The following is a 20,393-nucleotide window of genomic DNA, read 5'->3' as shown; positions in this document are numbered from 1 at the left end:
CCTGTCAGTTCAGCAAGGCCGCGGCGCGCGGCTCGGCGTGGTTTGGCGAGTCGGCGCGCAGGCCCAGTTCCTTGATCCAGCGCCGGTATTCGATGCCCAGCCGGTCGCTGCGAACGTGCATTTCCTGCTGGATGTCCAGCGGCAGCCGCGCCGGGCGCTGCGATTCCACGATCAGCCGGTCCTGCTCGAACACCATGTCCTGGCGGTAGAGGATTTTTTCCTCGCTCAAGTCGGCGCCGAAGTTGATGGCGACGATCAGCCAGATCACGCACTCGGCCTCGTCCACCGGGGTGGCGTTGAGGAAAGTGCAGAAGCGCTCGGTGTCGCCGGTTTTCTTGACGAAGTAGGCGGTGGTGGGGTTGAACACCGAGTAGGTGTAGCGCGCGGTGACCGGGATGCCGCGGTGGTCGCCGTAGGGCTGGAACACCGAGATTTCCGAGGTGCGCAGCCCGTGTTCGTCCTTGAACACCTGATAGTCCGGCAGCGGTTCCGGCGCGTCCGGGTCGCCGTTGAGATTGGCGTGGACGAAGGGGAAGTGCGAAGCGTCGAGAAAGTTTTCCACCGAGCGCAAGGCGTTGCCCATATAGCGGTAGGGGCCGGCGAAGACTTTGCGGAAACTGTCGTCCTCCCATTCCGGGAACACCGGCAGCGGCCGCTGCGGCGCGTCCAGGCTGGCCCAGATCAGGCCGTAGCGTTCTGCCGCGTGGTGACGGAAGATCAGCCGCGCCGACGAGGGCGTGGCCTGGTCCGGGTGGGCCGGCACCCGCGTGCACTGGCCGCCGGCGTCAAAGCGCCAGCCGTGGTAGGGGCATTCGATCTCGCCCTTTTTGACGCAGCCCAGCGACAGCTTGGCGCCGCGGTGGCCGCAATAGTCCTTCCAGGCGTGGATCTGGCCGGCGCCGTCGCGCCACAGCACCAGTTCCTCGCCCAGCAGCCGCACCGCCTTGGGGCGTTCGGCGCTGACTTCGTCGGCGCGCGCCACCACGTGCCATTGGTTCTTCAAGGCCTGGTAGTCCAGACCGGCGCGGTCCCATTTGCCTGCGTACAGCATGCTTGCCTCCTTTCCGGTCCGGTTCAAACGCGGTCGCGGCAAACGCCGTCGAACTGCCAGCCCGGACGCGCCCAGCCGTCCGGCGTGTAGTCGGCCATGCAGTCGTCCACCAGCGCGCGGCATTGCTCCAGCACGCCGCTGCTCTCGCAGTGGCGCAGCATGTCCAGCCGCACCTGCTCGTTGTTGCCGGCGTAGTTGTGCTCGTACAGCTCGTGGCGGCCGCCGAACTCGCTGCCCAGCGCGTCCCACAGCAGCTTGATCAGTTTGAGCCGGTCCACCGCCTCCTGATCGGTGCCCTGGAAGTAGCAGCCGATCAGGTCCTTGAGTTCCGGGTTGGCCAGGTCCAGCCAGCTGGACACCTGCATGATGGGCGAGCCGCCGAGTATGGTGTTGAACACCGGTTTGAGCTGGGACATCATCTGGGTGCCGAAATAGCGCACCGTGGCGGCGGCTTCCAGCCGCGGCACCACCGAGCCGTCGCGGCGCGGTTCCGGGTTGTGGCACAGCGATTCGGTCAGCGACCACATCAGGTTGCGCAGCGCCACGATATCCGCCAACCGGGCGCGCACGCCGCGGAAGCCGTCGCTGCCGTTGGACTCCAGCACCTTGGCCAGCAGGCCGCAGATGAAGTCCATCTTCACCGCCAGCCGGGTGCCGGATTGCAGCGGGTAGCGGTTGAGGAAGCCGGAGGCGGAATAGAAGCTGCGCGCGCGCTCGATGTCGCGGTAGATCAGCACGTTTTCCCAGGGCACGAACACGCCGTCGAAGATCAGCACCGAGTCGTTTTCGTCGAAGCGGCTGGACAGCGGGTTGTCGAAGGGGCTGAGCGCCGCGGCTTCGTAGGAGCGGCGGCAGATGATTTTGAGGTTGGGCGCGTTCATCGGCAGGATGAAGCAGAGCGCGAAGTCCTCCTCGCCGCCCGGCTGGTATTGGGCGGCGCTGTTCTGGGCGACGAAGGTGGCGTTGGAGATGGCGGCGCTGGTGGCCACCATCTTGGCGCCGCGCACGATGATGCCGGCGTCGGTTTCCTTTTCCACGTGCAGGTAAAGATCGCGCATCTCCGAGGCGGCGCGGGCGCGGCCCGCCGGCGGGTTCACCAGCACATGGTTGAGGAACAGCACCTTGCGCGCGCTCTGGCGATACCAGCTCAGCGCGTTGTCGTGGAAGGGCGCGTATAGATGGGGGTCGGATTTCAGCGTGGCGGTGAAGCCGGCCTTGTAGTCCGGGGTGCGGCCCATGAAGCCGTAAGTCAGCCGCGACCAGTGGGCGATGGCGTCGCGGGCTTTGAGCAGGTCCTCACAGGAGCGGCTGGGCATGAAATAGCGATGGGTGCGGTAGCCTTCCGGATCGATGTCGGTCATCAGCTCCTGGCTGTCCGGGTGGTGCAGCGCCTCGTACAGCCGCGACATCGAGTAGGCGCTGTTGCGGAAAGCCGGGTGCCGGCTGACGTCCGCCACCTTCTGGCCGTAGATGTAGACCTCGCGGCCGTCGTTGAGACTGGCCAGGTACTCCGCCGGCGTCATCATTTCGTTCAATGCAGCATGATTCACTTGGCACTCCTCATCATCGTTGTAAGAGCAGCAAATACATTCCCGGACTGCGGGCGACAGGGAGCCCTCCCGTCAGGGATGAGAGAATCGACGCCATGGGCGTGGTCGCGCGCGGTCGCGGCCGGCGGATGGCTACGGCGGGTATTGCGTAGTGGAGTCCGCTCAGTGGCTGAAGTAACGGCCTAGCAGAACGACGCCGGAAAACAGGACGACGGTATTGATCACCCGGATGAATTGTTCGCGGGTCAGCCGCAGGGTGATGTGGCGGCCGGCGAACACCCCGCACAACATGGCCGGCGCCAGAATCAGCGCCAGCAGCAGCAGGGAGGCGTCCATATAGACGCCGGCCAGCGCGAACAGCACCACCCGGGTCAGGGTGCTCAGGCCAATCAGCGTGGTCTGGGTGATGCGCAGGTGTTCTTTTTGTTCGATGCGGCCGGATAGATAAATGGCGTAGATGAAGCCGCCGCTGCCGAACAGCGCGCTGAACACGCCACCCACCAGGCCGAAGGGGACCGCCGCGCGTGGCTGGAACTGCCGCTTGGGGCTGAGGCCGCTGAGCGAATACAACGAATAGGCCACCACAAACACGCCCAAGGCCAGCAGCAGCGCGTCCGGTCGCGTTTTCAGCAGGATGGCGGCGCCGATCAGGCTGCCGGCCACCATCAGCGGGATCAGCCGCTTCAGTTCGCTCAGGTCCGCCTTGCGGCCATCGCGCAGGATGTTGCTGAAGGCGGCGAACATGTCCATCAGCGCCAGCAACGGCACGATCTTGGATACCGGAATGAAAATGGCCAGCACGGGGCTGGCGACCAGGGCGGTGCCGAAACCGGCCACGCCAAAAATCACGTAAGCAATGGTGACCGCCGCAAAGATGGCGCTCAGGTCCTGCCATGGCAAATCCAGCAACATAGGGGGGGCTCCTGGCCTGCGGGCCACGCTTGAAATATATTCACGGGCGTTGGCCTGACGGCTCCTGCTATTTCTCCGACGGCTATTTTGTATCGACTCAGCCGTTCTCAAGTGTTTGCATCCTACTGATTTGTCATGATGTATGTCAAATGGGAAAGTTTGTCCTTGTAGTATTTGAATTGCATTTAATGATTAATATATTTGTAGAAAAAGTTTTACGCGCGACAACGGCGCTAGTCGGCGAGCCGGGCTCGCCGCGACGGGGCGAGTCCGTTATCATCCGCGGCGGATTAAAGGCGAGGAAGCAAGATGAGCGATGAACTGCAAATCACCGATCTGGTGGAGGGCACGGGCAAGGAGGTGGTCAAGGGTGCCTTGATCACCACGCAGTACACCGGCTGGCTGGAAGACGGCACCGAGTTCGATTCGTCCTACGCGAAGGGGCGGCCGTTCCAGTGCGTGATCGGCACCGGCCGCGTGATCAAAGGCTGGGACCAGGGTTTGATGGGCATGAAGGCGGGCGGCAAGCGCCGGCTGTACGTACCGGCGCGCCTGGCTTACGGCGAGCGCCAGATCGGCGCTCTGATCAAGCCTCATTCCAATCTCTTGTTCGAGATCGAGCTGCTGGAAGTGCTGACCCGCGATGATTGAGGCGGCGAGGCGAACAACATACCGGCGTTGGGGCCAGGTGTTGTTCGCCATTGCTCTTTAGTCCAGCAGTTTCCAGGACATGCTCTCGCCGGCGCGCAGCGGCACCAGCGCGTCGCCGTCGTAGGGCAACGCGTCTGGCACGGTCCACATCTGCTTGGCCAGAGTCACGCGCTCCTCGTTGACCGGCAGACGGTAGAAGGCCGGGCCGTTGAGGCTGGCGAAGGCTTCCAGCTTGTCCAGCGCGCCGGCGGCCTCGAAGGCCTCCGCGTACAGCTCGATGGCGGCGTTGGCGGTATACATGCCGGCGCAGCCGCAGCTGCTCTCCTTGGCGTGGCGCGCGTGCGGCGCGCTGTCGGTGCCGAGGAAGAACTTGGCGGAGCCGCTGGTGGCGGCCTTGAGCAGCGCCTGGCGGTGCAGCTCGCGCTTGAGCACGGGCAGGCAGTAATGATGCGGGCGGATGCCGCCGACGAACAGCGCGTTGCGGTTCATCAGCAGGTGGTGGGCGGTGATGGTGGCGGCGACGTTGTCCGGCGCGGCGGCCACGTATTCGGCGGCGTCGCGGGTGGTGATGTGCTCGAACACCACGCGCAGCGCGGGCAGCTTGGCCAGCAGCGGTTGGAACACTTGCTCGATGAACACCGCTTCGCGGTCGAACACGTCGATGGCCGGATCAGTGACTTCGCCGTGCACCAGCAGCGGCAGGCCGGCTTCGGTCATGGCCTCCAGCGCCGGCATGGCCTTGTTGACGTCGGACACGCCGAAATCGGAATTCGTGGTGGCGCCGGCCGGGTAGAGCTTGACCGCGTGGACGAAGCCGCTGGCCTTGGCCTTGCGGATTTCCGCCGGCGAGGTGTTGTCGGTCAGGTACAGCGTCATCAGCGGCTCAAAGTGGCTGCCGGACGGGCGCGCGGCCAGGATGCGCTCGCGGTAGGCGGCGGCGGCGTCCACGGTGGTCACCGGAGGCTTGAGGTTGGGCATGATGATGGCGCGGCCCATCTGACGACAGGTGTCGGGCAATACGGCGGCCAGCGCCGCGCCGTCGCGCAGGTGCAGATGCCAGTCATCGGGGCGGATCAGGGTCAGGGTTTGCGTCATGGTCTTGCCTGCGGGTAGCGATGAAAAGGGCGGCGGCCAAAAAGAACCTGTTTACAAGCTGCTGCGCGTCGTGAGAAGTGACACGGCGAGTACGTCTTCAGAATCCTCATGTACTCTATGTACATTCCGCTTCTTCAGCCGCTTTCGCCTTGTCTCGCCTTTGCTCGCAAGGTTGTAAACTGGCTCTGAGCCATCGGGGTTATTTCCGTTTCAGCACCATGCGGAATTTGCCTTCCGCCGTGGTGTCCGAGGTCAACAGCGCGTTGCCGGTTTGGCGGCAGAAGGCTTCGAAGTCCTTGGGCGCGCCGGGATCGGTGGCGATCACCTCCAGCACCGCGCCGCTGTCCATTTCCGCCAGCGCCTTCTTGGCGCGCAGGATGGGCAGCGGGCAGTTGAGGCCGGAGAGGTCTATGGTCTTGTCGAAATTCATGGTCCGGCTTCCTCAGCCTTATCAGTTACAATGGAGAGAAGCCCGGCCGCTTGGAACCCGTTCAAGGCCGCGTCGCCGATGCGCGGCGGACATTGAGCGGAATACAGGCCTGGTCGGAACTGTCCGCGGCTGCTCCCTAAACCCTAAGTTTACGCGAGTCGCCAAGCCATCCTCAAATCGGTCTTCATCATGTGCGTGATCGCTTTTGCCTACAAGACCCCCGGACTGGGCCAACTGGTGTTGCTGGCCAACCGGGACGAATACTATGCGCGTCCGACCGAACCGCTGGATTGGTGGCCGCAATATCAGAATACGCTGGGCGGCCGCGACGCCGAGTCCGGCGGCGGTTGGCTGATGGTGGACGGCCGCGGCCGCATCGCCGCGGTGACGAATATCCGCGACGGCCATCCGGTCAAGGCGGAACGCTCGCGCGGGGAGCTGGTGGAGCGCTTCGTCGCCGGCGACGAGGATCCGTTCGCCTTCGCCGATTGGCTGCGCGCCGAGCAAGGCCGCTACGCGCCGTTTAACCTGCTGTTCGGCTATGCCTCGGACCTGTTTCATTTCCACAGCCGCGGCGGCCAGATCGCCCGGGTGACGCCGGGCATCCACACCTTGTCCAACGCCACGCTGGACACGCCGTGGTTCAAGAGCGAGCGGCTGGCGGAATATTTGCGCGAGTTTCAGCGCGTGCCCACCGAGGATCAGGCTTTCATCGCCCTGTCCGACGGCACGCCGGCGCCGTTGGGACAGTTGCCCAATACCCGCATCGGTTCCGCGCTGGAGCGGGTGTTGTCGCCCATCTTCATAAAAGGCCGCGACTACGGCACCCGCGCGTCCATGCTGCTGACGGTGTCGGCGCGCGGCGACATGCAGTTTTCGGAATTAAGTTGGGGCCTGGCCGGCAGGGAAACCGGCCGCCGCCGTTTCACCTTGCGTCCGGGCCAGCCAAGCGCGGCTCCGGCGCGCTGAACGAGGAGTAGTGATTTGAAGACCTTTGCCGCCATCATCGTGCTGGCCCTGTGCGCCGCGCAGCCGGCGTTGGCCGACAACAAGATCAAGAAGAACATCGATTTCGCGCCGGATGTGCCGTGGCAGGAGGGCGACTACCAGTTGCCGCCGTATCCGGCGCAGCCGGATTGGATCGCGGTGAGCACCGATAATCTGCAGGTCAACCAGTATTTCGTCGACGCCAAGACGCTGAGTGCGGGCGAGGACGGGGTGGTGCGGATGATCGTGCGGGTGAAGAGCCCGGCCGGCGCGGAAAACCTGAGCTTCGAGGGCCTGCTGTGCAATGAGGGCAGCTATCGCGCCTACGCCTTCGGCAACAGCATCGATAAAAACTGGATCCGCTCCAACAAGCCGGTATGGCGCAAGATTGATCATGACGACAAGCTGCGCCGTTCGCTGCGCGATCTGGCCTGCCCGGACAAGCGCGCGCCGCGCGACGCCGAGGAGGCGATCAAGCGTTTGCGTCAGGGCTGAGGCCGCTGAAAACAGAAAGGCCCGCGGCGGACATCCGGCGCGGGCTTTTTCGCGTCAGGCGCGCAGCGCGCGCCGCCTTTCCCGCCAGGCCGCGTGGCGTTGCGCCAGCGCGTCGAAATACAGATAGAGCACTGGGGTGATGTAGAGCGTGACCACCTGGGAGAACACCAGGCCGCCCACCACCGCCAGGCCCAGGGGCTGGCGCAACTCGGCGCCGGCGCCCAGGCCCAGCGCAATGGGCAAAGCGCCCATCAAGGCCGCCAAGGTGGTCATCATGATGGGCCGGAAACGCAGCAGACAGGCGGCGTGGATGGCCTGCTCCGGCGACATGCCCTGCTTGCGCTGCGCTTCCAGCGCGAAGTCGATCATCATGATGGCGTTCTTTTTGACGATGCCGATCAACATCAGGATGCCGATGCTGGCGATGACGGTCAGTTCCTGGCCAAACAGCATCAGCGTGCCCAGCGCGCCGATGGCGGCGGAGGGCAGGCCGGACAGAATGGTCAGCGGGTGGATATAGCTTTCGTACAGCACCCCCAGCAGCACGTAGATCACCGCCACCGCGATGCCCAGCAGCAGGATTTGGCTGCCCTGGGTTTCTTCGAAGGCGGCGGCGTCGCCGCTGTAGCTGGTGGCGATGGAGGCGGGCAGGGCGATGCGCTCTTTGAGCTGGCGCAGGTGCTGGTCGGCCTGGCTCAGCGGGATGCCGGGCGCCAGGTTGAAGGACAGCGTCACCGCTTGCAACTGGCCTTGATGGTTGACCGAGATCGGGCCGACGGTGCGCTCCACCGAGGCGATGCTGGACAGCGGCACCAGTTGGCCATCGGCGGCGCGCACGCGCAGCCGCGAGAAGTCGAACTCGTTGATCTTGAACGGGTCGTCCGCCTGCAGGATCACCTGATAGTTGTCGCTGGCGGTGTAGATGGTGGAAATCTGCCGCTCGCCGAAGGCGCTGTACAGCGCGCTGCGTATGCTCTGGATGTCCACGCCCAGCAGGTTGGCCTTGTCGCGGTCTATGTTCAGCTTGGCTTGTAGGCCCTTGAGCTGGGAATCGCTGGTGACGTCGCGGAAGATGGGATCGGCCTGCATCCGCTGCAAGAGTTTGTCGGACCAGGTGTTCAGGCTTTCCGCCTGTATGCCTTGGAGAGTGTATTGATAGCGGCTTTTGCTCTGGCGGCCGCCCAGGCGCAGGTTCTGCGTCGGGTTCAGATAGACGCTGAGCCCCGGCACCGCTCGCAGGTCGCGGCGCAGGCTTTCCATGGTCGGGTCCAGTTTGGCGCGCTCGCCGCGCGGTTTGAGCTGGATGAACATGCGGCCGGTGTTGCCGCCGGACAGCGAGGAGGTGGCGAAGGCGACGTTGGGGTTGGCCTGGGTGATGGCGGCGGCGCGTTGCTGCAGTTTGAGCATGGCGTCGTAGGAGATGTCCTGTGCCGCCTCGGTGCTGGCCATGATCTGGCCGGTGTCCTCGGTGGGGAAGAAGCCCTTGGGAATGCCGTTGAACATTAATGCGGTCAGGACGAAGGTGGACAGCGCGCCGGCCAGGGTCAGGCGGCGATGCTTGAGCGCCAGGTCCAGCGTGCGGCGATAGCCGGCCAGCACCGCGTCGAAGCCGTTCTCCAGCGCTGCGGCCAGCCGGCCGCGCTGGGCTTGGTGTCCAATCGAGTCGGCGCTGAGAAAGCGCGAGGACAGCAAGGGGATCAGGGTTAGCGACACCGCCGCCGACACCAGCACCGCCAGCGACACCACCACGGCGAATTCGTGGAACAGCAGGCCGATCACGCCCTGCATGAAGAAGATGGGGATGAAGATGGCCACCAGCGACAGCGAGATCGACACGATGGTGAAGGCGATTTCACGCGAGCCCCTCAGCGCCGCCTCCATCGGGGACAAGCCCTCTTCGATATAACGGACGATGTTTTCCAACATCACGATGGCGTCGTCCACCACCAGGCCCACCGCCAGCGTGATGCCCAGCAACGAGATATTGTCCAGGCTGTAGCCCAGCCAGTACATCAGCCCTATGGTGCCGATCAGCGAGATCGGCAGCGACAGCGCAGGAATCAGCGTGGCCGCCATGCGCTGCAGGAACATGAAGATCACCATGATCACCAGCGCGATGGTGAGCAACAGGGTCAGCTTGACGTCGTGGATGGCTTCGCGGATGGACTGCGAGCGGTCGTTGAGTAGGTTCAGCCGCACCGAGCCGGGCAATTGCGCCTGCAGTTGCGGCAGCTCCTTGCGGATGGCGTCCACCACGGCCACGGTGTTGGCGTCGCTCTGACGCATCACCGCCAGCACGATGGAGCGCTCGCCGTTGACCCAACTGCCGGTCTTGAGGTTTTCCACGCTGTCTTCCACCGCGGCCACGTCGGACAGTCTCACCGGCAGGCCGTTGCGGCTGGCGATCACCAGCTTGGCGAACTGGGCGGCGTTTTGCAGCTGGCGGTTGGCTTCCACCGTCATCAGTTGCGATTTGCCCTCCAGCGTGCCCACCGGGGTGTTGACGTTGGCGGCGCGGATGCTGGCGGCCACGTCGTCCAGCGTCAAATTGCGTGAGGCCAGCTTGCCCGGGTCGGCCTTGATCCGCACCGCGTAGCGCTTCTGGCCGAAGATGTTGACCTGGGCCACGCCCTTGAGGGTGGCGATATTGGGCGAGATCCAGTTCTCGGCGTAGTCGTTGAGGTCGGACAGCGACATGGACGGCGAATTGAGCGCTAGCAACAGCACCGGCGAATCCGCCGGGTTGACCTTGCGGTAGGACGGGGTCGAGGTCATTTCCGTCGGCAGCGAACGCTGTGCGCGCAGCAGCGCCGCCTGCACGTCCACCGCCGCCAGGTCGATATTGCGGTCGTTGTCGAATTCCAGCGTGATGGAGGTGCTGCCCAGAGAGCTGGACGAGCTGATCACCGAGATGCCGGGAATGGTGGAAAACTGCTTTTCCAGAGGCGCGGCCACCGAGGAGGCCATGCTGTCCGGGCTGGCACCGGGCAGGCTGGCGGAGACGTTGATGGTGGGCGTATCGAAGCTGGGCAGCGCGGCGATGGGCAGCTTCTGATAAGCGATCAGGCCGGCCACCACCAGGGACAGGCACAGCAGCACCGTCATCACAGGACGGCGGATGCAGAGCTCGGAGATTTGCATCATTGGCCTCCGCTGGCCGGGCCGGCCGAGGCCGCGCGCACCTTGTCGCCGGGGCGCAGATTGAGGCCGCCGTTGGACACCACGGCGTCGCCGACGCGCAGGCCTTTGACGACGGCTTTTTCCTTATGAATGGCCAGCAGCTCCACCGGCGCGCGCTTGACGCTGCCGTCGGCCTGCACCGCGTAGCTGAATTTGCCTTCCGGCCCGGTGAGCAGCGCCGCCACCGGGATGGTGGCCGCCTGCTGGTAGCGGCCGGCGTTGAGCGAGACGGTGACGAACTGGCCAGGCCACAGCTTGCCGTCCTGATTGGAAAACTCGGCTTTCAGCGTGAGCGTGCCGTTGGCGCTGTCCACCGCGCTGTCGATGAAGACTAGCTTGCCGTCCACGCTGTCGCCGCTGTCCGGCAGCGTGGCGCGCACCAGCAGCTTGCCGGCGGCCTGGGCCGCGCGCACCGCGCCCAGCTCGCGCTCCGGCAAGGTGAAGGTGGCGTTGATCGGATGAATGCGAGTGATGGTCAGCATCGGCGCGGCCATGCCCGGCTGCGCCAAGGTGCCCGGATAGACGCTGATGACGCCGATGCGCCCGCCTATGGATGCCCGCAGCGTTTTATAGTCCAGCGCCGCCCGCGCCGCTTCCACTTGGGCGCGGTCGGCGGCGACGGTGGCGCTGAGCGCGTCTGCTTTGGATTGATTGGCGTCCACCACGCTTTGCGAGACGAAGTTTTTCGCCAGAAGGTCGCGGCTGCGCGCCAGGTCGCGTTCGGCGTTTTTCAGTTGGGCCTGATCGCTGAGCGTCTGCGCCTGGGCTTTTTTCAACTGGGCGGTTTCCGCCGCCGCGTCCAGCGTGAACAGCAATTGGCCCGGAGCCACGTTTTGGCCTTCCTTGACGTGGACCTTGGCCACCACGCCGGAGACCTGAGGCTTGACCTCCACCTTTTCAATGGCGGTGACATTGCCGGTGGCGTTCAGCTCGATCGGCAGATCCTCCGCCGCCACTTTGGCGATGCCAACGGCAACCGGCGGGCGCGCCGCGGTTTTTGCAGCGGCCGCGGTTGTTCTGGAGCCATACCAGCCGGCCAGGCTGGCCGCAGCCAGAGCAAGCGCGGCTGCGCTTGCAACGACTCGTTTCTTCATCTTTTATTCTCGCTCTTGGGGCGGGCGCCTAGCCCGCCGTGTGGATGCCAGGCGTCGTCCCATCGATACCTGTCGGCGCATGCCGGCGTCGCCGCTTGCCGCGGACATTTAGTCCGGCGACGGGCCGCGTTCCAGGGCGTCTCTCCGCCGCCGGTCGCGCGGCTCGGAAGACCGGGCCGGACTCCGTCCGCTCTTTGGAATGATAGGGCTGAATAAGCCTTGCGGATCAGGAAGATGCGTTGGCGGCGCGGACTGGGCGCCTGGGGCTGCGGCCGGGAAGCCGGCGCGGCGCGCGGCATGCGTCGGGTCGAGCTTACTCAAGCCCCTCCGTTTTCGCCAAGCGCAAAAGCGTTAATGATTTTGGAAAAAGCCGCCAAAAAGAAAATTAGATTACTCTGATATGTCTTTGGATTAATTGTATAGGCTTATTCTGCCTAGCCATGAGCAATGTGTATGAGAGCCAATAATTTTTAGAATGCCATGACGAGTAAAGTGAAAAAACATCGCGAAATCAGAAGGCTGTGGCAGCTAATGCGGGCAAGGATAGTCAATTTGCGACTAAAACGTTAAATCGCTCGCCGTGGCGTCGTGCTTAGCACTTGAAGTATTCAAAATCCTCAGCGCATAATGGCCGCCAACCACTCTGGATACAATCGAGTGAAGATTCTGATCGTCCCGCGATATCGACGGGATCGACAATACTTAGGAGAGTAGGCGAGATGGCTGATAAGAAATCGCTACAGACAATCGCGGCCGCCGTGGCGTTGGCCTTGACTTCCGGCGCGGCCCTGGCCGCCATCGTGCCGCCGGGCACCAAACTGGCCGCCAAGCAGGAACTGGTGCGCTCCAACGGCTCCGAACCGGAATCGCTGGACCCGATGGTGGTGGAGGGCGTGCCCGCCAACATCATTACTCATGACCTGTTCGAAGGCCTGACCGCCACCGACAACGAAGGCAAGCTCCAGCCCGGCGTGGCCGAATCCTGGAAACAGACCGCGCCCACTACCTGGGTGTTCAAGCTGCGCAAGAACGCCAAATGGTCCGACGGCAGCGGCGTCACCGCCGACGATTTCGTCTACGGCATCCGCCGGCTGGTGGATCCCAAGCTGGCCGCTCCCTACGCCGGCACCTTCGGCATCTTCTTCCAAAACGGCGAGGCCATCGTGGCCGGCAAGAAGCCGGTGACCGCCATCGGCGTCAAGGCCCTGGACAAATACACCGTGCAAGTGGATACCGCCTTCCCGGTGTCCTACCTGCCGGAACTGATGTCCAACGCCCAACTGGGCCCCGCGCCCAAGGCGGTGATCGACAAGTTCGGCAAAGACTGGGTCAAGCCGGGCAAGATGGTCAGCAACGGCCCCTTCGTGCTGAAAGACTGGCAAGTCAACAGCAAGGTGGTGATCGAGAAAAACCCGCAGTACTGGAACGCCAAGAACGTGCAACTGACCCGCGTCAGCTTCCTGCCGATCGAAGACCAGAACGCGGATCAGAAGCTGTATCAGTCCGGCCAGACCGACATGACCTATGAGATCCCGCCGGGCAGCTTCGACAAGCTCAAGAGCTCCATGCCCAAGGACCTGAAAACTTCCACTATCCTGGGCCTGCGCTATTACAGCCTGAACAACAAGGATCCGCTGCTGAAGGACGTGCGCGTGCGCAAGGCGCTGTCCATGGTGGTGGACCGCGATCTGATGGCCAAGAAAATCACCGGCGACGGCCAACTGCCGTCCTACAGCGTGATGGTCAAGGGCGTGCACGGCGGCCTGCCCACCAGCTACGACTGGGCGCAATGGCCGATGGCCAAGCGCGTGGACGAGGCCAAGAAGCTGCTGGCCCAGGCCGGTGTGAAGCCGGGCACCACGCTCAAGCTGTCTTACAACACCAGCGACTACCACAAGAAGATGGCCATCTTCGTGGCCTCCGAGTGGAAGAGCAAGCTGGGCTTCAACACCTCCATGGAAAACATGGAGTTCAAAGTCTTCCTGAAGAAACGCCACGACGGCGACTACCAGGTGGCGCGCAACGGCTGGCTGGCCGACTATAACGACGCCACCACCTTCCTGGCGCTGGTTCAGTGCGGCAATACCCAGAACGACAACTTCAACTGCAACAAGAAAGCGGAAGAGTTGATCAAGCAGGGCAATGAAAGCACCGATCAGGCCAAGCGCACCCAATTGCTGACACAGGCCACCAAGCTGGTGATGGACGACTACCCGATGATCCCGGTGTTGCAGTACACGCTGCCGCGCCTGGTGAAACCGTATGTGGGCGGCTACTCGCTGAAGAACCCGGTGGATCGCTACCGCAGCAAGGATCTCTACATCATCCAGCATTGATCGCCGGCCCCGCGCCGACGCCTGAACGCCTCCAGTCCCGCGCGGGACCGGAGGCGCGCGGGCGGTCGCGCGTCTGGCTCTGATCTGAAAACGGGGGCAACCCCGATGTGTTGAGCGGGCGGCCGTGGCAAACGGCGCCCGCCCGTGACTGTCGGTGTCAATCGCCGTTGGTCCGTCCGCAGCCCGCGCATCGCGCCGGCTCGCGTCGGGCGCGGCGAGTCGGAGTAATTTGCAATGTGGTCCTACACTTTACGACGCGTACTGTTGACGATCCCCACCGTGTTGGCCGTCATCACCGTCTGTTATCTGCTGCTGCACATGACCCCTGGCGGCCCCTTTGACGGGGAGCGCAAAGTTTCCGAGGCGGTATTGGCCAATTTGCAGGCCAAATACCATCTCGACCTGCCCTTGTGGCAGCAATATCTGTACTACCTGAAGAGCCTGCTGCAAGGCGATCTGGGCGCCTCCTTCCGTTATTCGGACTGGAGCGTCAACGACCTGGTGGCCAAGGCGTTGCCGGTGTCGGCGGCCATTGGCGGCAGCGCCATCCTGATCTCGTTGGTGATAGGCGTGGCGCTAGGCATCGTCGCCGCCTTGCGTCAGAACAGCGTGGTGGATTATCTGGTGATGCTGATCAGCAATATGGGCAGCGCCTTCCCGTCCTTCATCATCGGGCCGGTGCTAGTGCTGATCTTCGCCGTTACGCTGCAATGGCTGCCGTCCGGCGGCTGGAACGATTTCGATCCGCGCTACATGATTCTGCCGGTGGCGCTGCTGACCTTCATCAACGTGGCCACCATAGGCCGGGTGATGCGCGGAAGCCTGATTGAGGTGCTGGGCAGCAACTTCATCCGCACCGCGCGCGCCAAGGGCCTGCCGATGCGCACCATCATCGTCCGCCACGCATTGAAGCCGGCCTTGATGCCGGTGGTGACGCTGCTGGGGCCGCTGACCATCTCCTCCATCACCTCCGCCGTGGTCACCGAGTCCATCTTTTCGCTGCCCGGCCTGGGCAAGCTCATCGTCAACGGCGCGGCCAACCGCGACTACACGCTGGTGCTGGGCCTGGTGGTGCTGGTGACGGTGATTGCCGTGCTGCTCAATCTGCTGGTCGACCTGGCTTACGCCTTCCTCGATCCCAAGATTCGCTATTGACGCGCGTGACCGCGAAGGATTCCCCATGTTGAGAAGCAAACAGAAGCAAGCGGCGATCGCGCTGGAGACCCGTCTGGACGACGCCGCCGTTGAAGGCCGCAGCCCGTGGCGCGATGCGCGCATCCGCTTTTTCCGCAACCGCGCGGCCGTGGTCAGCCTGATCATCCTGTCGCTGATCGTGCTGGCCTGTATTTTCGGGCCGATGTTCCTGCCCCATACCTATGACGACACCGACTGGGACGCCATCAGCCTGGCGCCCACCTGGCAGGGCATGCACTGGTTCGGCACCGACGACTTGGGCCGAGACCTCCTGGTGCGCACCTTGATAGGCGGCCGCATCTCGCTGATGGTGGGCGCGTTGGCCACCGTCGCCGCCGTGATCATAGGCGTGCTGTGGGGCGCCAGCGCCGGCTTCCTCGGCGGCAAGATAGACAACCTGATGATGCGCATCGTGGACATGATGTACGCGGTGCCCTATCTGCTGATCGCCATCCTGATGGTGACTCTGTTGGGCCGCGAGTTCTATCTGGTGGTGCTGACCATCACCATTCTGGGCTGGATGGACATGGCGCGCGTGGTGCGCGGCCAGACGCTGTCGATCAAGTCCAAGGAATACGTGGAAGCCGCGCGCGCCATCGGCGTGTCCACCGCCACCATCATCGCCCGCCACATCGTGCCCAATCTGCTGGGCATCGTGGTGATCTACACTACGGTAACGGTGCCGGGGGTGATTCTGACCGAATCGGTGCTGTCCTTCCTGGGCCTGGGCGTGCAAGAGCCGATGACCAGCTGGGGCGTCTTGATCGGCGACGGCACCAAGACCATGGAAAGCCAGCCCTGGCAGCTGTTGTTCCCCGCCGGCATGTTGTCGCTGACCTTGTACTGCGCCAACTATATCGGCGACGGCCTGCGCGACGCGCTGGACCCGAAAGATCGATGAGCCCGAGGTAGAACCACTATGAGCATTTTGAAAGTCAGCAATCTCGGGGTCCAGTTCCAGACCAACGACGGCATGGTCAACGCCGTCAACGGCGTCAGTTTCGAACTGGACAAGGGTCAGACCCTGGGCATCGTCGGCGAGTCCGGCTCCGGCAAGAGCCAGAGCGTGTTGTCCATCATGGGCCTGTTGGCCCGCAACGGTTCCACCAGCGGCGAAGTGCTGTTTCACGGCAAAGACCTGCTGACCATGGGCGCCCCGGAACTGAACGCCATCCGTGGCGACCGCGTGTCCATGATCTTCCAGGACCCGATGACCTCGCTCAACCCCTACCTGACGGTGGAGCGGCAGATGACCGAGGTGTTGGAACTGCACAAGGGCATGAGCCGGCGCGCGGCCAAGAAGCGCGCGATCGAGCTTTTGGAAGCGGTGCGCATTCCGGAAGCGGCGCGCCGCGTGGACATGTATCCGCATGAGTTCTCCGGCGGCATGCGCCAACGGGTGATGATAGCGATGGCGCTGCTGTGCGAGCCGGAAGTGCTGATCGCCGACGAACCCACCACCGCGCTGGACGTGACGGTGCAGGCGCAAATCCTGACGCTGCTGAAGGATCTGCAGCGCGATTTCGGCACCTCCATCATCATGATCACCCACGATTTGGGCGTGGTGGCGGGCCTGTGCGAAAAAGTGATGGTGATGTACGGCGGCCGGGTGATGGAATACGGCGACGCCGACAGCATCTTCTACCATCCCAGCCACCCTTACACCATCGGCCTGCTGGGCGCGCTGCCGCGGCTGGACCACGACGGCAGCGAGCTGGTCAGCATTCCCGGCAATCCGCCCAATATGGCGCACATGCCCAAGGGCTGCCCGTTCTCCGAACGTTGCCAGCACAGCACCGAGCGTTGCGCCGACGAACTGCCGCTGCTGCAGGCCAGCAGCCACAATCCGCAGGTGATACGCGCCTGTCACAAGCCGGCCGTCGAGCTGGCGCAAGCAGCCCAGGAGGTGGCCCATGTCTGAACAAGCCAAACAAGCCATTCTCTCGGTGCGCGACGTTAAAGTGCACTTCCAGGTCAAGGGCAACGACAGCTGGCCGTGGAGCGCCAAGAAAACCCTGAAGGCGGTGGACGGCGTCAGCTTCGACCTCTACGCCGGGGAAACGCTGGGCGTGGTGGGCGAATCCGGCTGCGGCAAATCCACGCTCAGCCGCGCCATCCTGAACCTGATTCCCGCCACCGACGGCGAAATCGTCTGGATGGGCAAGGATTTGCGCAAAGGCAGCGACAAGGATTGGTTGGCGGTGCGCAAGGACATCCAGATGATCTTCCAGGATCCGCTGGCTTCGCTCAATCCGCGGATGACGGTGGCCCACATCATCGGCGAGCCGCTGCGCGTGCACAAGCCGGAGCTGGGGCCGGAGGAAGTGATGCGCCGGGTCAAGGCGATGATGGCCAAGGTGGGCCTGCGCGAGCAGATGATCAACCGCTATCCGCACGAGTTCTCCGGCGGCCAGTGTCAGCGCATCGGCATCGCCCGCGCGCTGATTCTGGAGCCCAAGCTCATCATCTGCGACGAGCCGGTATCGGCGCTGGACGTGTCCATCCAGGCGCAGATCATCAATTTGCTCAAGGAGTTGCAGCGCGAAATGGGCCTGGCGCTGATTTTCATCGCCCATGATCTGGCCGTGGTCAAACACATCTCCGACCGCATCCTGGTGATGTATCTGGGCCGCGAGATGGAGCTGGCGGAAAAGGCCGCGCTGTACGACGCGCCGTCCCACCCCTACACCCGCGCCTTGCTGTCGGCGATTCCCATCCCGGATCCGAAGCTGGAAAAGACCAAGGTGATCCAGATCCTGCAAGGCGACTTGCCTAGCCCGATCAACCCGCCGTCCGGCTGCGTGTTCCGCACCCGTTGCCCGCAGGCGGAGACGCGCTGCGCTCAGCAGGCCACGCCGCTGCGCCGGGTCAGCGAGCAGAGTCAGTCTTCCTGCCTGCTGGCCTGAGCCGGACCCTGTCCCGCGCCAAACCGCCCCTAGGGGCGGTTTTTTCATGTCCGGGCCCGGCTTTCGCTATAGTGGCGAGGTGGCATCAAGTAAAAATCCAAACATGAAAACCACGCTCAAAATCGCCACCGGCCTGCTGGCCGCGTTGGCCTTGGGATACTCGGCGCTGCTGTGGGCCGATTCCGACGCCTTGTGGAACATCGTCAACCGGCAGTGCGTGCCCAATCAGCAAGCCACCGGTCAGCCGGCGCCCTGCGTCGAAGTGAACTTGAGCGGCGGCGAGGCCGGCGGGTACGCGGTGCTGAAAGACCGCAACGGCTGGCTGCAATACCTGCTGATCCCCACCGCCCGCCTCAGCGGCATCGAAAGCCCGGAACTGTTGATCGAGCGAGCGCCGGATTACTGGGGGGCGGCCTGGCGCGCGCGCGGCTTTTTGGAGCAGCGCTACGGCCGGCCGATTCCGCGCGAACTGCTGTCGCTGACGATCAACTCCCAGTACGGGCGTACGCAAAACCAGCTGCACATCCATATCTCCTGCACCAACGCCACCGTGCGTCAACAACTGGAAGACCTGAAAGACAGCTTGAACGAAGAGTGGCGGGAACTGCCGGTGGAGCTGCAAGGCCATGTCTACTGGGCGCGGGCTCTGGCGGCCAAGGCCGACGGCGGGCCCGAAGTGGATCCATTCAAGGCGCTGGCGGCCGGGCTGCCGGAAGCCGGCCTGGAAATGGGCCACTACGGCCTGGCCTTGGTGGCGACGCGGCTGACAGACGGACGCGACGGTTTCATACTGCTGAGCAGCCGCGCCAGCCTGATCGGCGCCAACCGCGCCTCGGTCGAGGAGTTGCAGGACCACGCGTGTCCGGCGCTGCGCGCCGGCGAGCGAGGCGCGTCCGTTAATGGTTCTTATGCGTTGCGTCTCCGCGACAACCATTCACACTCCGCTTCTCCACCGGCCTAGCGTGGTTTCGAAAAAACCTTTGCGCTGGCAAGGGCTTGCCGATTTAAGCGCCTAGGAGGCCGTGAATCGGGAATGGCGGGTAGTTATGCCAATCGCTTTTCAAGCGGAGGCAAAGCGGATAGCATCCGTCTGCTTTATTTGTAAATTGAATTTGTAAATTAAATGAGACTGATAACATGAAAAAATTCGCTCTGACAGTTCTGGCTGCTGCTTGCTTCTCCGCTCCGGCGCACGCTTTCGATCTGGGCTCCATGATCAGCGCCGGTTCCGACCTGGTGAAATCCGCCACGCTCAGCGACGCCGACGTCAAAGCCATGGCGGCCGAATCCAGTGTGGTGATGGACAAGAAGAACAAAGTGGCTCCGGCCTCCAACGCCTATTCCAAGCGCCTGGCCAAGATGGTCAAAGGCCTGGACAGCGAAGACGGCACCAAGCTGAACTTCAAGGTTTATCTGACCAAGGAAGTCAACGCCTTCGCCATGGCCGACGGCACCGTGCGCGTGTACAGCGGCCTGATGGACAAGATGAACGACGATGAAGTGCGCTTCGTCATCGGCCATGAAATCGGCCACGTGAAACTGGGCCACACCAAGAAAGCCATGCAACTGGCCTACGCCACTTCCGCTGCGCGCAAGGGCGCGGCCGGCAGCGGCAACAGCGTCGCCAGCAGCTTGTCCGAGTCCGAGCTCGGCGGCTTCGCCGAAGCTGTGGTGAACGCGCAGTTCTCCCAATCTCAGGAAAGCGACGCCGACGGCTACTCGGTGGGCTTCCTCAAGCGCCACAACTACAACGTTCAAGGCGGTCCGGCCGCCTTGCGCAAGCTGGCGGACCTGTACGGCAACGACAGCAGCCTGCTGTCCAGCCACCCGGCGCCGGGCGACCGCGCGGTGAAACTGGAAAAGCAGATCCAGAGCATGTAAGCGGCATTCGCTCGCAAGCAAAAAGCACCGCCGAGGCGGTAATGCCGTTCACTTAAGCAAGTGAACGGCATTTTTCATGGTGCGAATCCTGCTGATACTTCGCTCATGTTGACTCACTCATTTCCGTCCCTATGGTTGGCAAGGCTCACAAACACCCTGATTTCTCTGCTCTTTCTCAGAAAATTGATCCTCAATGGATCGTCCACGCCCTTGCAGTGACCGGCAAAGCCAGCGTGCGACGGCGTAAATTGCCGGCCGAGCAGGTCGTCTGGCTTCTGATCGCGCTGGCTATGTTCCGGCATCAATCCATCCCGGAAGTCGCTGCCCATCTCGATTTGGTGCTGCCCGACGAGGCTAACCCCGACATCGCCAAAAGCGCCTTGACCCAGGCACGACAGCGGCTCGGAGAAGAACCATTGGCTCAACTCTTCACTCTCTGCGCCGGGGCTTGGGATGAACGGCAGCGACGCGGACGCACTTGGCGTGGGTTAGCCCGTTATGCCATCGATGGCAGCACCCTCCGAACCTCCGACACGCCGGAAAATCGCCAGCACTTTGGTGCTCAGGTCTATGCCTCGGGCGTTGTGGCAAGCTACCCCCAGTTGCGGCTGCTGACGCTAACGGCATTGGC

18 protein-coding genes are annotated in these 20,393 nt (G+C 63.5%); 11 read left to right on the top strand and 7 right to left on the bottom strand.

Annotated elements, in window-relative coordinates; genetic code table 11:
* Positions 1-4: 4 nt before the first annotated feature.
* The 3 genes from B0T39_RS03495 to B0T39_RS03485 all read right to left on the bottom strand — a co-directional run bounded on the left by B0T39_RS03495 (position 5) and on the right by B0T39_RS03485 (position 3,513).
* Complete coding sequence (locus B0T39_RS03495; protein ID WP_081544834.1) at positions 5-1,051, bottom strand: aromatic ring-hydroxylating dioxygenase subunit alpha; 1,047 nt, start codon at positions 1,049-1,051, stop codon at positions 5-7.
* A gap of 23 nt (positions 1,052-1,074) precedes the next feature.
* On the bottom strand, positions 1,075-2,601 hold the full coding sequence (locus tag B0T39_RS03490) for a 4-hydroxyphenylacetate 3-hydroxylase family protein (protein ID WP_217806188.1): 1,527 nt from the start codon (positions 2,599-2,601) through the stop codon (positions 1,075-1,077).
* Positions 2,602-2,763: 162 nt separating this feature from the next.
* Complete coding sequence (locus B0T39_RS03485) at positions 2,764-3,513, bottom strand: sulfite exporter TauE/SafE family protein (protein ID WP_081544832.1); 750 nt, start codon at positions 3,511-3,513, stop codon at positions 2,764-2,766.
* Positions 3,514-3,822: 309 nt separating this feature from the next.
* On the opposite strand from B0T39_RS03485, the gene B0T39_RS03480 reads away from it, so the two are divergent.
* Positions 3,823-4,164 carry an FKBP-type peptidyl-prolyl cis-trans isomerase gene (locus B0T39_RS03480; protein ID WP_081544831.1) on the top strand — a complete coding sequence of 114 codons (342 nt, stop codon included), beginning with the start codon at positions 3,823-3,825 and terminating at the stop codon, positions 4,162-4,164.
* 57 nt (positions 4,165-4,221) lie between these two features.
* Here the strand turns inward: B0T39_RS03480 and pyrC are convergent, their stop codons facing one another.
* Positions 4,222-5,259, bottom strand: coding sequence for a dihydroorotase (gene pyrC / locus B0T39_RS03475; protein WP_081544830.1), 1,038 nt, complete (start codon positions 5,257-5,259; stop codon positions 4,222-4,224).
* A gap of 199 nt (positions 5,260-5,458) precedes the next feature.
* The gene (locus B0T39_RS03470) at positions 5,459-5,689 is read right to left on the bottom strand and encodes a sulfurtransferase TusA family protein (RefSeq protein ID WP_043589636.1); all 231 of its coding nucleotides are present in this window, start codon (positions 5,687-5,689) and stop codon (positions 5,459-5,461) included.
* A 189-nt stretch (positions 5,690-5,878) separates the two neighbouring features.
* Between B0T39_RS03470 and B0T39_RS03465 the strand changes: the two genes are divergently transcribed.
* Positions 5,879-6,658 carry an NRDE family protein gene (locus tag B0T39_RS03465; protein ID WP_081544829.1) on the top strand — a complete coding sequence of 260 codons (780 nt, stop codon included), beginning with the start codon at positions 5,879-5,881 and terminating at the stop codon, positions 6,656-6,658.
* Between the two features lie 15 nt (positions 6,659-6,673).
* Positions 6,674-7,171 (top strand): CNP1-like family protein, encoded by a 498-nt coding sequence (locus tag B0T39_RS03460; protein ID WP_081544828.1) that lies wholly within the window; start codon positions 6,674-6,676, stop codon positions 7,169-7,171.
* Between the two features lie 54 nt (positions 7,172-7,225).
* Here B0T39_RS03460 and B0T39_RS03455 read toward each other — a convergent pair whose 3' ends face one another.
* Together B0T39_RS03455 and B0T39_RS03450 are read right to left on the bottom strand one after the other, a co-directional pair.
* Complete coding sequence (locus B0T39_RS03455) at positions 7,226-10,315, bottom strand: efflux RND transporter permease subunit (RefSeq protein ID WP_254894481.1); 3,090 nt, start codon at positions 10,313-10,315, stop codon at positions 7,226-7,228.
* On the bottom strand, positions 10,312-11,445 hold the full coding sequence (locus B0T39_RS03450; RefSeq protein ID WP_081544826.1) for an efflux RND transporter periplasmic adaptor subunit: 1,134 nt from the start codon (positions 11,443-11,445) through the stop codon (positions 10,312-10,314). The genes B0T39_RS03455 and B0T39_RS03450 overlap by 4 nt, the downstream gene beginning before the upstream one ends.
* A gap of 719 nt (positions 11,446-12,164) precedes the next feature.
* Between B0T39_RS03450 and B0T39_RS03445 the strand changes: the two genes are divergently transcribed.
* From B0T39_RS03445 to B0T39_RS03410, 8 genes are all read left to right on the top strand, one after another.
* On the top strand, positions 12,165-13,781 hold the full coding sequence (locus B0T39_RS03445) for a peptide ABC transporter substrate-binding protein (protein ID WP_081544825.1): 1,617 nt from the start codon (positions 12,165-12,167) through the stop codon (positions 13,779-13,781).
* Between the two features lie 234 nt (positions 13,782-14,015).
* A complete protein-coding gene (gene oppB, locus B0T39_RS03440) occupies positions 14,016-14,936 on the top strand; it encodes an oligopeptide ABC transporter permease OppB (protein WP_043589643.1) in 921 nt (306 codons plus the stop codon).
* Positions 14,937-14,961: 25 nt separating this feature from the next.
* On the top strand, positions 14,962-15,876 hold the full coding sequence (locus tag B0T39_RS03435) for an ABC transporter permease subunit (RefSeq protein WP_081544824.1): 915 nt from the start codon (positions 14,962-14,964) through the stop codon (positions 15,874-15,876).
* A gap of 18 nt (positions 15,877-15,894) precedes the next feature.
* Positions 15,895-16,896 (top strand): ABC transporter ATP-binding protein, encoded by a 1,002-nt coding sequence (locus B0T39_RS03430; protein ID WP_081544823.1) that lies wholly within the window; start codon positions 15,895-15,897, stop codon positions 16,894-16,896.
* On the top strand, positions 16,889-17,881 hold the full coding sequence (gene oppF, locus B0T39_RS03425) for a murein tripeptide/oligopeptide ABC transporter ATP binding protein OppF (protein WP_081544822.1): 993 nt from the start codon (positions 16,889-16,891) through the stop codon (positions 17,879-17,881). Before B0T39_RS03430 ends, oppF begins: the two co-directional genes overlap by 8 nt.
* Before the next feature lie 103 nt (positions 17,882-17,984).
* Positions 17,985-18,842 (top strand): CDP-diacylglycerol diphosphatase, encoded by an 858-nt coding sequence (locus tag B0T39_RS03420; RefSeq protein ID WP_081544821.1) that lies wholly within the window; start codon positions 17,985-17,987, stop codon positions 18,840-18,842.
* A gap of 176 nt (positions 18,843-19,018) precedes the next feature.
* Positions 19,019-19,762 (top strand): M48 family metallopeptidase, encoded by a 744-nt coding sequence (locus B0T39_RS03415; protein ID WP_081544820.1) that lies wholly within the window; start codon positions 19,019-19,021, stop codon positions 19,760-19,762.
* Positions 19,763-19,893: 131 nt separating this feature from the next.
* Positions 19,894-20,393: transposase domain-containing protein (locus tag B0T39_RS03410; RefSeq protein WP_176219472.1), on the top strand; the 500-nt coding region annotated here is incomplete at its 3' end.

Origin of the sequence: Chromobacterium haemolyticum (assembly GCF_002081825.1) — a bacterium.
Taxonomy (GTDB): domain Bacteria; phylum Pseudomonadota; class Gammaproteobacteria; order Burkholderiales; family Chromobacteriaceae; genus Chromobacterium; species Chromobacterium fluminis.
The sequence above is the reverse complement of the archived record's forward strand: the minus strand, read 5'-3'. Positions and strand labels throughout refer to the sequence as shown.

Bases quoted from the DNA above. Each gene is read 5' to 3' on its own strand.
- B0T39_RS03450 (WP_081544826.1), bottom strand. From the start codon at position 11,445: ATGAAGAAACGAGTCGTTGCAAGCGCAGCCGCGCTTGCTCTGGCTGCG.
- B0T39_RS03495 (WP_081544834.1), bottom strand. From the start codon at position 1,051: ATGCTGTACGCAGGCAAATGGGACCGCGCCGGTCTGGACTACCAGGCC.
- oppB (WP_043589643.1), top strand. From the start codon at position 14,016: ATGTGGTCCTACACTTTACGACGCGTACTGTTGACGATCCCCACCGTG.
- oppF (WP_081544822.1), top strand. From the start codon at position 16,889: ATGTCTGAACAAGCCAAACAAGCCATTCTCTCGGTGCGCGACGTTAAA.
- B0T39_RS03480 (WP_081544831.1), top strand. From the start codon at position 3,823: ATGAGCGATGAACTGCAAATCACCGATCTGGTGGAGGGCACGGGCAAG.
- B0T39_RS03470 (WP_043589636.1), bottom strand. From the start codon at position 5,689: ATGAATTTCGACAAGACCATAGACCTCTCCGGCCTCAACTGCCCGCTG.
- B0T39_RS03420 (WP_081544821.1), top strand. From the start codon at position 17,985: ATGAAAACCACGCTCAAAATCGCCACCGGCCTGCTGGCCGCGTTGGCC.
- B0T39_RS03435 (WP_081544824.1), top strand. From the start codon at position 14,962: ATGTTGAGAAGCAAACAGAAGCAAGCGGCGATCGCGCTGGAGACCCGT.
- B0T39_RS03430 (WP_081544823.1), top strand. From the start codon at position 15,895: ATGAGCATTTTGAAAGTCAGCAATCTCGGGGTCCAGTTCCAGACCAAC.
- B0T39_RS03445 (WP_081544825.1), top strand. From the start codon at position 12,165: ATGGCTGATAAGAAATCGCTACAGACAATCGCGGCCGCCGTGGCGTTG.
- B0T39_RS03415 (WP_081544820.1), top strand. From the start codon at position 19,019: ATGAAAAAATTCGCTCTGACAGTTCTGGCTGCTGCTTGCTTCTCCGCT.
- pyrC (WP_081544830.1), bottom strand. From the start codon at position 5,259: ATGACGCAAACCCTGACCCTGATCCGCCCCGATGACTGGCATCTGCAC.
- B0T39_RS03455 (WP_254894481.1), bottom strand. From the start codon at position 10,315: ATGATGCAAATCTCCGAGCTCTGCATCCGCCGTCCTGTGATGACGGTG.
- B0T39_RS03485 (WP_081544832.1), bottom strand. From the start codon at position 3,513: ATGTTGCTGGATTTGCCATGGCAGGACCTGAGCGCCATCTTTGCGGCG.
- B0T39_RS03465 (WP_081544829.1), top strand. From the start codon at position 5,879: ATGTGCGTGATCGCTTTTGCCTACAAGACCCCCGGACTGGGCCAACTG.